The organism is Paenibacillus sp. GYB003 (assembly GCF_036577625.1).
Taxonomy (GTDB): Bacteria; Bacillota; Bacilli; order Paenibacillales; family NBRC-103111; genus Paenibacillus_AB.
The window spans coordinates 1-14331 of sequence record NZ_JARBDC010000023.1 but is presented as its reverse complement, the minus strand read 5'-3'; the positions used below and the strand labels follow the sequence as shown (position 1 = coordinate 14331).

Sequence of the window (14331 nt, the reverse complement as noted above, 5' to 3'; positions counted from 1 at the left end):
TCCGTTCAACCGTGTCCGACCCGGCTTGCGGCCGGGTCCGCCGACGGCTGCGCCGCGGCTCGGCCGCCATCGGCCGGATCGCGCCTCGCGAGCATGCGCACCTTCAATTCGTAGCGGAGCAGCACGTCGTCGGCGATTTCGCGCCAATGGTCGCGCACCGCTTCGCGGGCGAGCGGGTTCAAATAAAACTGCGCGCACGCTTCGCACGGATGCACGTTTTTTTCCGGATACGGCACGCGCGGATCTTTTTGGCGGGCAAACCAAAGCACCGCGTCCGGTCCGTCCAGCCATATCCACCGTTTCAAAAAATCGTCGAGCCCCCGCGATACCAGCTCGGCGATCGAATGCTCGCCCAGCTTGCCCAGCTTCATTTCGGGAATATGCTCCATCGTCAGCCCGCAGCAGCTGGCCAAATGCTCGTCCGGCGTCACGACCATGTTGTGGAGCACGTTGTCGCAGCCTCCGAGCAGCGGAATGCGCTCCGGCTTGCGGTATATCTCATCCGTATGCCGAAGCTCCCGCTCCTGATGGAACGGCATCCAAATGTTGCGCATAATTTGCAGCAAATGTCCGTTCGGATGCGTCTCGCGAAACGATTTCAGCCTCGGATGCGCCAGGGCGTCGTAAATCGTAAACCTGGAATTTTCGAACCCTTCCACCACGATCAGCGTCGTCAGTCCGAGCTCGGCGCCGGCGATCGCTCCGTTCACGACCCGCTCGAACGGCACGAACTCCTGATGGTCGTCGCCCGTGCTGATGTTCAGCTCGCCAAGACCCGCTTCCTTGAGCGCCCCGATTCGTTTGCGAGCCGCTTCCGGACTGTGCGCCCAATACCCGTTCGTTACCGTTCGCGTCAGCTTGCCGCGGCGCGACGCGCAGGCGACGGCGGCGTCCAAATCTTTCCCGAGCAAAAAACATTCGCCGCCCGAGAACACGACGAGCCGCAGCGTCGGAACCGTATCGCACGCTTCCTCGATATAGCCCAATATCCGGTCGAGCGGAATGCGTCCCTGCACCTGGGGCGAGCATTCGAAGCAGCATTCTTTGCAAGCCGCCGTGCATTTGTAAGTGGCCAATACGGTTAAAATGCTGGGCTGCATGTTCGGTTCCTCCTGATCTGTACCGAGTTGATGACGAATAACTATTCTGCCGATGGCAGATAATTCCTCCACGCATGGAAAAAATGGTACTTTATTCCTATTCGTTTTCGTAGAAATCGTCGCTTTAGCGCTTCTTTTCGCCCGATGATCTGGCCTATATTTAACGAAGAAGGACGCGGCCCGTGCGCCGAAAGGCTCGTATTGCCCCCGGGGGAAACGATTCGATCGCCGCAAGGCCGTTTCGTCCGGACGCATCGATGGGAGGAACACAGGATGACGCGACGGCCGATCGTTTTGATTCACGGCTATTCGGACAAAGGGAAGTCGTTCCGGACTTGGACCGAGAAGCTGCGCGAGCTCGGGCGCGATCCGCGGGCGATTCACGTCTGCTCGTACGAGACGCTGACGAACGAGGTGACGATTCCGGATATCGCCGAAGGGTTCGACCGGGCATTGCGCGAAAAAATCGGCCTGGACGGCGACGAGGAATTCGACGCGATCGTCCATTCGACCGGGATGCTCGTCATCCGGTCGTGGCTGACGGTGTACGCGAAACGGCGCAGCCGGCTCAAGCATTTGATCGGCCTTGCGCCGGCCAGCTTCGGTTCGCCGCTCGCGCATAAAGGGCGCAGCTGGCTGGGAGGCATTTTCAAAGGGAGGAAGCAGTTCGGACCGGATTTCTTGGAAGCGGGAGACCGCGTGTTGGACGGGCTGGAGCTCGGGAGCCGGTTTACGTGGGAGCTGGCGGAAAAAGATTTGCTCGGCGAGCGGCCGTATTTCGGCCCGAACAGCGATACGCCTTACGTGTTTACGTTTTGCGGCACGGAGGCTTACAGCGGCATCAAGCGGCTGATCAGCGATCCCGGAACGGACGGCACGGTGCGTTGGGCGGGCTGTTCGCTCAATTCCCGGAAAATCGTCCTGAATTTGACCAAAAACAAAGAGGAGACGGACCGGATCTCGTTCTCGCCGTGGAGCAACGTCGATATCCCGTTCATTCCGGTCGAAGGGGCGGATCACGGAACGATTCTAAGCGACCCTTCCGACGAATTGGTCCGGCTCGTGCACGAGGCGCTCGGCGTCGAAAGCGAGCGGGAGATGGCCGCCTGGTACGCGGACGTAAGCGAGCGCAGCCGCGGCGTCCTAGCGGCGCTGACGCAATGGCAGCAGTTCTTGGTTCGCGTCGTCGACGAACGGGGCGAGCCGATTCCGGACTACTTCCTGCAGCTCGAAGGCAAACGCCGGGACGGCGGCATCGAGCAGCTGCAAGTATTCGACCTGGAGGTGCATCCGTACGGCGGCGATACGAGCTTCCGCAATTTTCACGTCAATTTGAGCGCGCTCGATCCCGGCTCGTTGGAAAGCTTGATGCTGCGCGTCATCGCCTCCTCCGGTTCGTCGCTCGTCGCTTACCACGGAATCGCGGACGAAGCTTGCGACGACGGACAGACGGCCTACGATACGGATGGGACCTGGAACGCGTCGCTCGATTTGTCCGGACTGCTCGGCGATAACGACGTCAACTTCTTTTATCCGTTTACGACGACGCTCGTCGAGCTGCGTCTGAACCGAGAGCCGCTTCCGCTCTCCGGGCCGAACAAAGTATGCTGGTTCGACGATTCGGACTGAGGCGTAGCTCTGCGATCCGCGGTCTGCGTTTGGCTGGGCGGACGGCATGGCGGCTCGGTCCGGCGCACCCGCGTTTCGATTCGTCTGCGCCGCAACGCCAACAAGGCTGCACCTTTTGCCGGGTGCAGCCTTGCTGGCGTTCGCATTATAACGGCTTGTCCGGGTCGAGCCGCTCCCAGTCGGACGGCGCCGAGCCGAAGTCGGGAATGTCGAGCCGCTCTCCGCCGCGTTTGGCCGATTCGTGGGCGACGAGCCCGGGCGCGCAATATTTCGCCGCCTCCCATACGTCGATCGGGGGAAGCAGGCCGGTGACGACCGCCTTGACGAAATCGTCGACGAGAAACTGGTGCGAGCCGAGATGGCCGTTGCGCAAGCCGGCGAACTGCTTGGGCAGCCGCTCGACCGGCTGAATTTTTGAAAACAGGCTGTGAAAATCTTTTTGCAGCACTTCGTGCAAATGCCGGTCTTCCTTCGGGACGTGATTGCGCGGACAGTCCAGCAGCTCGGTCAAATCTTCGATTTTGTTAGGCTCGAGCTCCGTCCAAAATTGTCCGCCGCTGTTCTCTTCGAAGCTGCCGAGCGTGCCGAATATGCTGACCGGGTTACTGCTCGAACGCCCCCACCAGCCGACGCGGCGAAACTCGTTGATGCGCGCCATGCCGCCGTCCGACGTGCGCATGAGCGCCGTCTGGTTGCTGAACGGATTGTCCCAATTGTTGCCGCCGACGCTGAAAATGCCGTCGTCCGACCGGTCCACGTATCCGAGGCACGACACCTGGGTCATGCGCGCGCCGGTGACGCCGAGAATCATGCTGGTCGAATGCGTCGGGTAAAACATCGGCGGGAAGCCTGCCACCCGCTTCCAATCGGCGCCGCCGGAATGCTGGAACGCCTGGTAAAAGCCGTGCGACATGTCGTGCAAATACGCGGCTTCGCCGTAGACGAAATGGCCGAAGTCCCCTTTCCGGAAACGGTCGCGGCAATAGATCGTATGCGGGTAATAGTAGCACGTCTCCCCGTTCATGTAGACCAGCCGCGTCCCCGCCACCTTGTCGACGATTTGCCGAATCTCCTCGAGCGTCGATGCGATCGGCACCGCGCAGTACACGTGCTTGCCGCTGTCCAGCGCCTTCAGCGTCAGCGGACCGTGCAAATGGCGCTGCGCGAAAATGGCGATCGCATCGACGTCGCTTTGGCAAAGCTCCTCGTGCGAGGCGCACGTTTCCGTAATGCCGTACTTCGCGGCGACCTTCTGCAGCCGCTCGGGAATGAGGTCGGCGAGCACGACGCCGCTGACGAGCGGGTGCGCCTTGAACAGCGGGATGAACGCCTCGCTGAAGGAGCCGGCCCCGCATATTCCGATTTTGATCATCTGTCGTCTTCCCCCTTTGCGTGCGATCGCTTGCTCACGAGCAGCGGATTTCCATGACTCGGGCGTGATCGAGGCCGTTGGTCGCGATCGCTTCCAGCCGGAGACGGCGGACGTTCGCCAGCCGTACGCCGAACTCGAGCTGACGCGCGTAATTGTCGCGAACGTGGGCGATCGTCTCCACCCCGTCCTCCGTTTCCGCAATCAGCTTGAATTCCTTGAGCGTTTCCGGCTGCGGGCCCCATTCGATTTTGTTCATGACCGCATGCTGGTGGGACAGCACCAAATGCCGGTGCAGCCCGGTGTCGAGCACGAGCGTAATGGCGCTAAGGTCGACGGGACGATCCCATTGCAGCTCCAGCCAAGGCGAGCGGTCGGACGGCTCCGCCATCCAGCGGTGCGTGCCCGGCTCGGTCAAGTCCGGCCGCACGCCTCTCGGTCCGTCCACGGTGCGGGTATGGCGGTCGACCACGTTCGCCGCTTTGCCGATCGGCTGCTCCGACGAGGCGACGATGCTTGCTTCCGCCGCCAGGTTGCGGTCCTCAAGGAGCCGGCCCGGCAAATAAGCCCCCTGCCGCAGCAGCTGCTGCTGCGCCTCCCGAACGAGACGCTCGTCCTTCCAGGCGTCCTGGAGCGGAACGCCGCGCTTCACCGCCGTCGCCGCGAACGTGCCGAGCCCTTCGCCCATGACGGCGCAGGTCGCCATAACCCGCGTGCTCGAAAACGCGATATGGGTCGCCGACATATTGCGGCCGGCGAACATCAGGTTGGCGACGTTTTTGCTGATCAGCGAGCGCAGCGGAATGCCGTAAATGTACGGCGTGTAAGGCTGATTGCACGGCTTCTCGTCCTTCGCGTCGATGCCTCCCGGCGGATGCGTGTCCATCGACCAGCCGCCGTAGGCGATGACGTCGTCGAAGTCGACGGCCTGCTCGATGTCGTTTTGCGTCAGCACGTGCTGGCCGATGAACCGGCGCGACTCGCGCTTGCCCGGAACGAAACCGAACCAATCGAGCGCCCAGTTCGCCGATTCGGGATGGTTGCCGCTGTTTTTGATATGATCCCAGACGCCCATCATTATCGCCAGCAGCTCGTCGCGAATCGTTTCGTTGTCTTTGATCGTGTTCAACATGCCGCCGAATTCGATCCACCAGTAACCGTATTCCCACGAATTATGGCTGCGGAACTTCAAATCTTCCTCGCTGAATTTGCGTGCCCACTTCGGCGCAATGAACGGCATCGGCCGCCCCATGTCGCGCGCCGTGAACAGCAGCGACGAGCCGAGCCGGTAAGCGTCGCGATTCGCCATCGCCGCCGATTCGTTATACTGCTCCGTCGATTCCCGCCCTTCCGTAAACAGCGCGCCCGCCTCGTAGCCGAGACGGCCGTCGCCGCTGCAGTCGGCGAAAATGTCCGCTTCGATCTCGAAATGATCTTCCGTGCTTTCCCGGACGGCGTATGCGGCCGCGATGCGGTCGCCGTCCATTTTCGCCCCGACGACGGTCGTATTGAGCAGCAGCGTCAAATTCGGTTCCTCGCGGCATTTTTCGTACAGCACAAAATCGAGCATGCTGGCGGAACGCTGCGGATTGCGTACCGCGCACTCCAGCATGATTTCTTCCAACAGGCCGGTTTCCCTCGCCTCGGTCGCCAGCTCCTTGCCGCGCGGCGCCGCCCCCATAATGTGCATGCGAATTTCCGACGACGCGTTGCCGCCCAGGACGGGACGGTCTTGGCACAAAATGACTTTCGCTCCGTTGCGCGCCGCGGCCAGCGCCGCCATAACGCCGGAAGGACCGCCTCCCGCAACGAGCACGTCCGTTTTCAGCTTCTTGCGATCTGCTTTCGAACCGTTGATCATCTCGGCTTCTCCCTCGTATTCCATTCTGAAATCGGTTTGTTTCGAGTTTCATCATAGAGGATCGGCATCCGTTTTAAAATGCATATTTTTTACGGCGATATATCCGTTTTTTCTGTGCCGCGGCGGCATTCGCCGTCTCGCCGAAGCTCGTCAATATCCGCATCGCCGTCATCGATCGAACAAAACGGCGGCGGCTGCACGCATTTTTTTACTGCCAATTGCAGCGGGCGGCTGGTAAACTGAAAGAGAGGCCAAGACGGAGTTCGGGAGGCGGTATGAAGCTGTTCGCTTATTGGAGAAGCGTATATGAAGCGTGGATCGATTATCCGAAACGGGAAGGCGCCGTCATCGCCGGCCAATACCGGATCCTGCGGTTTCTCGGCATCGGCAGCTACGGCCTGACCTACGTATGCGTCGACGCGGATTCGGGTCGCGAGGTCGTCCTGAAACAAGCGAAGCCGAGCAAGCGGGCGGCCGGACGGCAAGCGTTGCGCCGGGAAGCCGACGTTTTGACCCGGCTGCGGCATCCGTCGATTCCGCAATGGCTGGCGTCGTTCGAATATAACAACGGGGCGTATATGGCAACCGAGCTTGTGCGGGGGCAGACGGTGGAAGATTTCATTTTCGAGCGCGGGGTCGTCTTTTCGGAGCTCGAGACGCTTCGTTTCGTGCGCCGGCTTGTCGATATTGTCGCTTATGTCCATGAACAAGGATTCGTACATTCGGATATCCGGATTCCGAACGTCATATTGAACGACGACCGGATCCATCTGATCGATTTCGGCCTGGCCTGCCGAATCGGGGAGCCCGCTTTGCGGAAAACCGCATTCGACTCGTCGGCGGCCGCCCCGAACAAGTCCGCGGAGCCTGCCGACGATCTGTATGCGATCGGCCATTTTATGCTGTTCATGCTGTACTCCGGTTTCGAGCCGCGCAGCTCCGAAGCCGTTCGGGATGCGAGCTGGGAGAACGAGCTGACGTTATCTCCGGCGACGAGACGCATGCTCCGCAAGCTGCTGCGGATCGATTCGCCGTATTCGAATACGCGGCAGTTCGCGCGCGATGTGGACCTATCGTTGAACGGTTGATGCGGCGTCGCATCGGAAGAAAAAAGCATCTAAATCAAGGAAACGCTAAAACTCTGAATTGTGTAATGAAATATACAATTACCGGTACTATGATTGCGAATATCGCTATTGCGCTCAGATGAACCGAATAATTCATTAATAACCGACGAAACACCAATGAAAAAACGATCATGATAATACCGAAGCCAATAGGGACAACATAACTGTATACGACCTTTTCCGCTATACTAATGTCGCCCGGAGGAGCGTCAGCCGCGGTAAAACGCCCCATCTGTATCCATATCTTTAGAACTTGGTAGAACAGGAACGATGCAGCTGATAGAACGGCCAAATAAACCGAATAACCGAATATATAACGAAACATGCTCCTCACAACGACTGCCTCCGCTTCCATCAAATACGTTTCAGTGACCGATCGCGCCACCGCAGAAAAAAAGCCGCTGGCAGCGGCTTTTGGTCTAGGAGGAGCTTTTATATTTATTTTTGTAATAACCGTGGCCATGACGGTTGTGCCCGTAGCCCCGGTCGGACGAATGGCGGCGACCGTAATGATGCATGGGCGCATCGGAACTGTAGCGGTGGTGTCGATGTTTGGAATGCGAAAGGGACCCTAACAATTTGTGAATCAAATGTTTGAGCATGTCATCATTCCTCCTTTGACTTTACCTTCTTCTACGGAAAAGCGGTCGGAAGGTTTCAAAAGATGTTTGACTGGGGTCATTTGCCTATTTGGTTAATGCGTTAAATATTTAACTGCATTAATAAAATGGTTCGTATATAAGGACGGGAGAGTGACACATGGATGTTGCTTGAAGCGATGCTGATCGATTTGGACGATACGATAGTCGCTTTCGATCACGGTCTCGATCTGAACGGGTGCTGGACCCGGGTATGCTCGAAGCATCTCCCGCATTGGGACGATGCCCGCATTGAAGAAGCGATCGCCTCGATACGCGAAACGGCCGGCCGGTATTGGAGCGATCCGGAACGGCACCGCGTCGGCAGGCTCGACCTGGATCGGGCGAGAACCGGGATCGTGACGGCCGCTCTCGGCCCGTCCCTTCCGGCGGCCCCCGATCTATGCCGGCGTATCGCCATCGATTACGGGATCGAACGCGATCGGGCGGTACATCTGATTCCCGGGGCGATCGAAACGCTGACCGGGCTGAAAAGCGTCGGCACGAAGCTCGCCCTCGTGACGAACGGCGCCTCCTCCGCGCAGCGCGCTATAAACTTAAAAAGCAGCCCCTCTTTCGAACGGGCTGCGTCGTATTCGCTACAGATGGTGGGCGGAATGGACGTCGCCGCACAAGGTGTACCGGATTCGCTCCAGCTTCACCTCGATCGCCCCCGACGGCGTGCCGAGCCGGCGGGTTTCGTTCACGGGCGTCAGCAGCAACTGGGACCCAACCGGGGATAAAAAAGAGACCCGATTTTGATTCGCATCGGCTTGATGCGGAAAAACGATCGTATATGACTCGGTCGACCCGTCGTCCGTATACAGCAAGTCGACCTGACTGCCGATCAGCACGACGGAATGTAACGTTTCGTCCGTGTAATCCTCGAACAGCTTCTCGACGGCCGCCGCATACGCGGTTATCGTGCGATCGATTTTGTTTCGTTCCGGCGTAATGACCGGAAAATATTGATTGAGGAAATTCGTCTTTTCTTCGTCAAAAAACACGAGCTGATTCACCAACTGATCCCGGCACGTCTGCAAATAACTACGGTTCATGGTAGATCACCCCGCCTTCCCGTACAGCACCGAGTTTCACCATCAGCTGAACCGCATTCATCCGAATCACTCCTTATGAAAATAGAGGCCTCCCGCAAAGGAGGCCGTTACAGCCATTGTATCAAATGTGTGCCGAAAGTCCAGCCGTTCCGCCGGACGGTTTTTTCAAATGGGCGCGCGCTTCAACGGCGACAATAGATCGATGTACACTTTGCCGTCGGCGATCATCGGTTTATACGTCGCAAGTCCCGGCAGCGAGGCTTTGCCGATCGAATTGCCTCGGCCGTCGAATTCGGCGCCGTGGCACGGACATCGGAAATACAGCTCTTTCCCCGAAGACCGTTCCGCTTCCGGAGCCGGCTCGACCGTGCAGCCCAAATGGGTGCACAACGGGGACATAATCAACGGCTTTCCGTCCGGCCCGCCTCTGGCGTAAACGAAGCCCTCGACCGATTTCTCGACCCATGCGTCGCGGATCGTCGTTTTATAGCTCACTTTTTCGACGTCCCGGATCGACGCCAATCGCTCGAGCTCGCCGATTTCCACAAAATTGCCGGGCCGTTCGCGATCGTGGAGTTTGCGCTCTTTTTCGCTTCGGGCGCCGGCATAAAACAGTCCGGCGCTGCCCGCCAGCACCGCTCCCGCCCCGAGCAACAGCTTGCCGGATGTGCCGAAGAACGTTCTTCTCGTTACTTTTTTCGGAAACCGTTCGTTCATTGCATGCCTCCTTGGCTTGGCGAACATGGGTCCGCTTACCGTTCCATATGCACGAGCGGAAACGGCCGCCCCGAACCGTCCAATTCGGAACGTCCGGTCTTGACGAAGCCTTGCCGAACGTAAAAAGCGTAAGCCTTCTCGTTTTGCTCATTGACGTCGACTTTCAGCTTGGAGCCTTTCAACGATTCGGCGTGCCGGATCAGCCGACTGCCGGCCCCTCTCCCGTGGTACTCGGGATCGACGAACAGCATCTCGATTTTGTCGTCTTGAAGACCGATAAATCCGATCGGAACGCCCTCCCCGTTTCGTTCGACCCAAAGTTCGACATCGCGCAGCGCTCCGTTTTTCACGATGTCATAGTAAAACGCGATATCGTCCTCCGACAAAAAGTCGTGGGTGCCGCGAACGGCTCTGTGCCATATGCTTACCAATGCGTCGTGATCCTTTTCCTCGTACGCGACAATGTTGTTCGCCACCGTTTGTTCCTCCCTGTCAACGTGAAACCTGCCAACTATTTACATATCCGTAAATCGATTATAGCAAAAACGCGCCGATTCGTCTTCATGCAAGGTTCGTTGAATCAAATCAGCGCACGGGTGGCTTCCGACATACGCCTAACGAACTCTGTTATCGCTATGGGAGCCGAATGCGGAGGTTTAAAATTGTGATGAACTCCAGTATCGTTATTTGCGGCAAATCGGATCTTTACTTCCACTTTCGGCTCGATAACGATACCTGAATTCGTTAGATTGGAAAAACGATCATTTTTCCGCACATAAGAACGATACGATTCGTTAGCCGTCTACCCGGCTCCGCTCGGTTGTCTGAGAGCGTCCGGATTTTTAACATCCGGTATAAAAAAACCGTCGGAACTGACGGTCTTTTCGGCGCAAACCGAACCTATTGCATGCCGAAACGGCAGCGAAGCGGGAAACGAGATGGAAATGTTCCCGCTATTTTCGGTTGTTTCCCGTTTCTGGACAAAACAACGGGAAAACCTCCCGATATATTCGCCCATACCGTGCATTTCGCCGATACAGCGCCATTATAACCGGAGCTTCTCCCGGTATTTCGAAACGACGCCTATAGGAGAGCGAATTAACTGGAGGTTTTCCAGTTCGTTCTACTCCAGCGGTCCGGCAGGATAAGGATACCCCGGACGTGGATACGAAAGGCGCCGCTCGCTTTAATATTAAAAAGGCCGGCCCTGGACGGGACCGACCATCTCGTCGTCTTATCGTTTATGCCTCTTCGATCGACAGCGCGTCCAACGCCCGCTTCGCGCGTGCCCGCGCTTCGTCCACCGTTGCCGCCGACGACAGAGCGACCGCCATGCGACGGCCTTCCTTCGTTACGGGCTTGCCGAACAGGCGAAGCTGCGTATTCGGGACGGCCAGCGCTTCGCCTGCGCCGTCGATGCGGTAATGCTCCAGTTCGCGATCCGCTTTCAGCGGCCGGCTCGCTCCGGGCGTTACGAGCTCGATTTCCGGAATCGGGTAGCCGAGAATGGCGCGTACGTGGAGCGCGAATTCGGACAAATTTTGCGTTACGAGCGTCACCAGTCCCGTATCGTGCGGCCTCGGCGATACTTCGCTGAAGTAGACGGTATCTTCCGTCAAAAACAGCTCTACGCCGAACAAGCCGTAGCCGCCCAGCTCGTCCGTAATCGTCCTGGCGATGCGCTTCGCTTCCTCCAGCTGACGCTCGGACATGGCGTGCGGCTGCCACGATTCGATATAGTCCCCGTTCTCCTGAATGTGCCCGATCGGAGCGCAGAAGCTTGTCCCGTTTACCGAACGGACCGTAAGCAGCGTAATTTCCGACTGGAACCGGATAAACTGCTCGACGATGACCCGCCCGTTTTTCACCCGTCCGCCTTCCATGGCGATATTCCAGCTGCGCTCGATATCGTTCTCTCCCCGGCAAACGCTTTGTCCTTTGCCGGACGAGCTCATGAGCGGCTTGACGACGCAAGGAAAGCCGGTTTCCTTCACCGCGCGCTCGAACTGCTCGAACGTTTCGGCGAACGTATAGCCGGCCGTCGGCAGTCCGAGCTTCTCCGAGGCGAGCCTGCGGATTCCTTCGCGGTCCATCGTGAGCTTCGCCGCCCGGGCCGTCGGTATGACGCGATACCCTTCCGCCTCCAGCTCGACCAGCTCGGAGGTGGCGAGCGCCTCAATTTCAGGGACGATCAGGTCCGGCTTTTCCCGTTCGACGACTTCGCGCAGCCGCTTCGCATCGAGCATATCGATCACGTAGCTGCGATCGGCTACGTGCATCGCAGGCGCATCGGCGTACCGGTCGACGGCGATCGTTTCCACCCCCAATCGCTGCGCCTCGATGATCACTTCCTTCCCCAATTCCCCAGAGCCGAGCAGCATCATTTTCGTCGATTTCCACATCGTTTCGTCCCCCGCTTCATCGTTAATCGTACGGATCCGTTCGCGACAAAAGAAAAGGAAGCAAGGAGCGCTTGCGATCCTTACTTCCTCCGCCCAGGCGTACGGCTGCGTTTATCCGCGTGCTCCCTCATGGTTCCCCATGTTCCGCCAGTTACACGCAAACGTTGTTCTGCTAGATACGATCATACTGAATGATGCGGAGAAATGCAACACAAAGCTACTGCTCCGGGGGCAGCTTATAGATCACGTTGCCGCTCCCGTCCAAAAATTCCATGACGGCATTGTCGTCCTCGTCCACCTTCATGCGGATTCGCTGCTTCCCTTTCCGGTCCATCAAGCAAACGGTCACTTCGCCTTTATCGTTCTTCCCCATGAACGCGCGCCGCGTGCTCCCTTCCCACACCTTCGCGATCGCCTTCTTCTTCCCGGCCTCGTCCATATCCGATTCGTCGATTCGCTTCACCGCGGCGATTTGCTCCGTAAGCGGGATATGGGGCCTGTCTTTGCGTAATGCCGTAATTCAGCACACCATTTTCGTTGTCGTACGACAAGGAGACGACTTCATCCTGCTTGTATTGGTCGAACGTTAACGACGCGGTCGACGTATACGTTCCGTCCTCCCTTCGCTCGCTGCCGAAAATAAGCCCGCCGCATTCGTCCCCTTCGCCGTTGTAAAACATGATGCCCGAAATCGGCCAATCCTGCCGGTGCCCGGGTAGAAAGTCTTTCCCGTCCATCATGGCCGGCGGGATGTTGGCATTGTTGAACAAGGTCATTCGGATTGTCCCGTCCCGATCGACGATGTTCAAGCTTTCCGCGTCGATCCTTGCAAATCGTTCGCTCTTCATCGGCACCCTCCCATTCCATAAATGGAAAATAGTTGCTACCCTTCCTGTACAAGCATAACCCGATCTGAGCGCCGGCGCAACGGCGAAGCGGTCGAAATAGAAAACGCCCCATAGCGCGGAGCTTTCGCTCCGCCAGCTACAGGGCGACTTTTAACGAGAATGGCGAATCGAGTAGCGCTGCCCTCAAGGCAGCTCGATCGTTTGCCCGGGGAAAATCAGATTCGGATTCGGAATCGGGTTCAGACGGTGCAGCTCGCGCCAAGTCGTTTGGTACAGCTTGGCGATTTTCGTCAACGTATCGCCCGGTTTCACGACATAGACGCCCCCCGTCTGCGGCGCGGCGTCTTGTGCCGGTGCCGGTGCAGGAGCCGGAGCAGGAGCCGGAGCAGGAGCCGGAGCGGACGCCGTTTCGGCGGCTTTGACCCGGATTCGTCCCGCCGCACTCGCCTGCAGCTCGCCGGTCTGGCGAATGTAGGCGATCAGCGATTCTTCCAGGGACGAAAAATCGTTGGCGATCGGGTAAGGCTGGAACATCGTATAATTGTCGCCGCCGGCCGCCATAAAATCGTTGGTGGCGAGCACGTACGTCCGCTGCGGGTCGAGCGGCTCGCCTTTGACCGCGATCGAGGTGATGCGTTCGCCCTTCGGAAGCGACGGGTCGAATTCGAATTCGACGCCGGCCACTTGCGGGAAGCCGCCGAGCGATTCCGGATAAGCGGACACGCCGAGCTCAAGCGCGCTCCGGATGTCGGAGCCTTTTACTTGCTTCGTCTGAATGTAATTACCGAAAGGCAGCACCGTGATCACTTGGCCTTTCGTAATCGGTCCCGCCTCGATCGAGGCGCGGATGCCTCCGCCGTTCGTGATCGCGACGTCGGCGCCCGTCTCGCTGAGCATCGCGTCCGCGATCAAGCTGCCGAGATTGGATTCGCCCTTGCGGACGACTTCGCGTTCGCCGTTCAGCTTCACCCCGGTGTAGCCCACGACTTCCTGCAGCACGCTTTCCTGGCGTTTCTTCACTTCGTCGACGATGCTCGAAACCTCTCGATCCGGCGCAATCGCCTGATCGACAAACAGCTGCTTCGTCATCAGGCTCGCCGTCTTGCCGGTCAGCTTGCCGTTTGCGAACGTCAAATCGACCCGGCCGACGTTTTTCAAATATTCGCCCGTTTGCGCGATCAGTACGCCGTTTTCCAGCATCCCTTTCTCCATCGTCGTATGGCTGTGGCCGTCGAGAATGACGTCGATGTCGGGGACCGCCTGCGCCAGCTTCAGGCTCGTGTCCGCACTGGAGGCGTCCACGCCGAGATGGGCGATCGCGACGATCGCATCGACTTTGCCTTTCAGCTCGGCGACGATCGCTTTCGCTTCCTCGGCCGGGTTCGCGAACGCGAGCCCCTTCACATTGTTCGGATGCGTCTTGAACGCGGTTTCCGGCGTCGTCAGCCCGAAGATGCCCAGCTTCAAGCCGTCGACCTCTTTAATGACATAAGGCGGAAGCAGGCGAGATCCGTCCGACCGCTTCACGTTGGCGCTGACGATCGGGAATCGGGCCAGCTTGCCGAGCTCCAGCAGCCGGTCG

Annotated in this window: 13 protein-coding genes and 1 riboswitch; of the genes, 2 read left to right on the top strand and 11 right to left on the bottom strand. The window is 58.5% G+C overall.

The window, feature by feature from the left end:
* Positions 1-5: 5 nt before the first annotated feature.
* Positions 6-1100: a radical SAM protein gene (locus PV407_RS09545; RefSeq protein ID WP_332089688.1), complete on the bottom strand. Its 1095-nt coding sequence runs from the start codon at positions 1098-1100 to the stop codon at positions 6-8.
* 273 nt (positions 1101-1373) lie between these two features.
* Here PV407_RS09545 and PV407_RS09540 point away from each other — a divergent pair, with 273 nt between their 5' ends.
* The gene (locus PV407_RS09540) at positions 1374-2729 is read left to right on the top strand and encodes an esterase/lipase family protein (protein WP_332089687.1); all 1356 of its coding nucleotides are present in this window, start codon (positions 1374-1376) and stop codon (positions 2727-2729) included.
* A gap of 145 nt (positions 2730-2874) precedes the next feature.
* Here the strand turns inward: PV407_RS09540 and PV407_RS09535 are convergent, their stop codons facing one another.
* The gene (locus PV407_RS09535) at positions 2875-4101 is read right to left on the bottom strand and encodes a Gfo/Idh/MocA family protein (RefSeq protein WP_332089686.1); all 1227 of its coding nucleotides are present in this window, start codon (positions 4099-4101) and stop codon (positions 2875-2877) included.
* Positions 4102-4135: 34 nt separating this feature from the next.
* On the bottom strand, positions 4136-5959 hold the full coding sequence (locus PV407_RS09530; RefSeq protein WP_332089685.1) for an FAD-dependent oxidoreductase: 1824 nt from the start codon (positions 5957-5959) through the stop codon (positions 4136-4138).
* Positions 5960-6234: 275 nt separating this feature from the next.
* On the opposite strand from PV407_RS09530, the gene PV407_RS09525 reads away from it, so the two are divergent.
* The gene (locus tag PV407_RS09525) at positions 6235-7047 is read left to right on the top strand and encodes a serine/threonine protein kinase (protein WP_332089684.1); all 813 of its coding nucleotides are present in this window, start codon (positions 6235-6237) and stop codon (positions 7045-7047) included.
* A 34-nt stretch (positions 7048-7081) separates the two neighbouring features.
* Here PV407_RS09525 and PV407_RS09520 read toward each other — a convergent pair whose 3' ends face one another.
* The 8 genes from PV407_RS09520 to PV407_RS09485 all read right to left on the bottom strand — a co-directional run.
* A complete protein-coding gene (locus PV407_RS09520; protein WP_332089683.1) occupies positions 7082-7549 on the bottom strand; it encodes a hypothetical protein in 468 nt (155 codons plus the stop codon).
* A gap of 774 nt (positions 7550-8323) precedes the next feature.
* Positions 8324-8782 (bottom strand): GreA/GreB family elongation factor, encoded by a 459-nt coding sequence (locus tag PV407_RS09515; protein WP_332089682.1) that lies wholly within the window; start codon positions 8780-8782, stop codon positions 8324-8326.
* Between the two features lie 165 nt (positions 8783-8947).
* On the bottom strand, positions 8948-9499 hold the full coding sequence (locus PV407_RS09510; protein ID WP_332089681.1) for a QcrA and Rieske domain-containing protein: 552 nt from the start codon (positions 9497-9499) through the stop codon (positions 8948-8950).
* A 35-nt stretch (positions 9500-9534) separates the two neighbouring features.
* Positions 9535-9975, bottom strand: a complete 441-nt coding sequence (locus tag PV407_RS09505; RefSeq protein ID WP_332089680.1) for an acetyltransferase — start codon at positions 9973-9975, stop codon at positions 9535-9537.
* Positions 9976-10740: 765 nt separating this feature from the next.
* Entirely contained in the window at positions 10741-11901 is a 1161-nt protein-coding gene (gene purT / locus PV407_RS09500; protein WP_332089679.1) for a formate-dependent phosphoribosylglycinamide formyltransferase, read from the bottom strand.
* A gap of 84 nt (positions 11902-11985) precedes the next feature.
* Positions 11986-12066: riboswitch (ZMP/ZTP riboswitch) on the bottom strand.
* 52 nt (positions 12067-12118) lie between these two features.
* Positions 12119-12274: a hypothetical protein gene (locus PV407_RS09495; RefSeq protein WP_332089678.1), complete on the bottom strand. Its 156-nt coding sequence runs from the start codon at positions 12272-12274 to the stop codon at positions 12119-12121.
* Positions 12258-12749, bottom strand: coding sequence for a hypothetical protein (locus tag PV407_RS09490; protein ID WP_332089677.1), 492 nt, complete (start codon positions 12747-12749; stop codon positions 12258-12260). Before PV407_RS09490 ends, PV407_RS09495 begins: the two co-directional genes overlap by 17 nt.
* Positions 12750-12932: 183 nt before the next feature.
* Positions 12933-14331, bottom strand: a 1399-nt coding sequence (locus PV407_RS09485; RefSeq protein WP_332089676.1) for a 5'-nucleotidase C-terminal domain-containing protein, incomplete at its 5' end; no start/stop codon positions are given.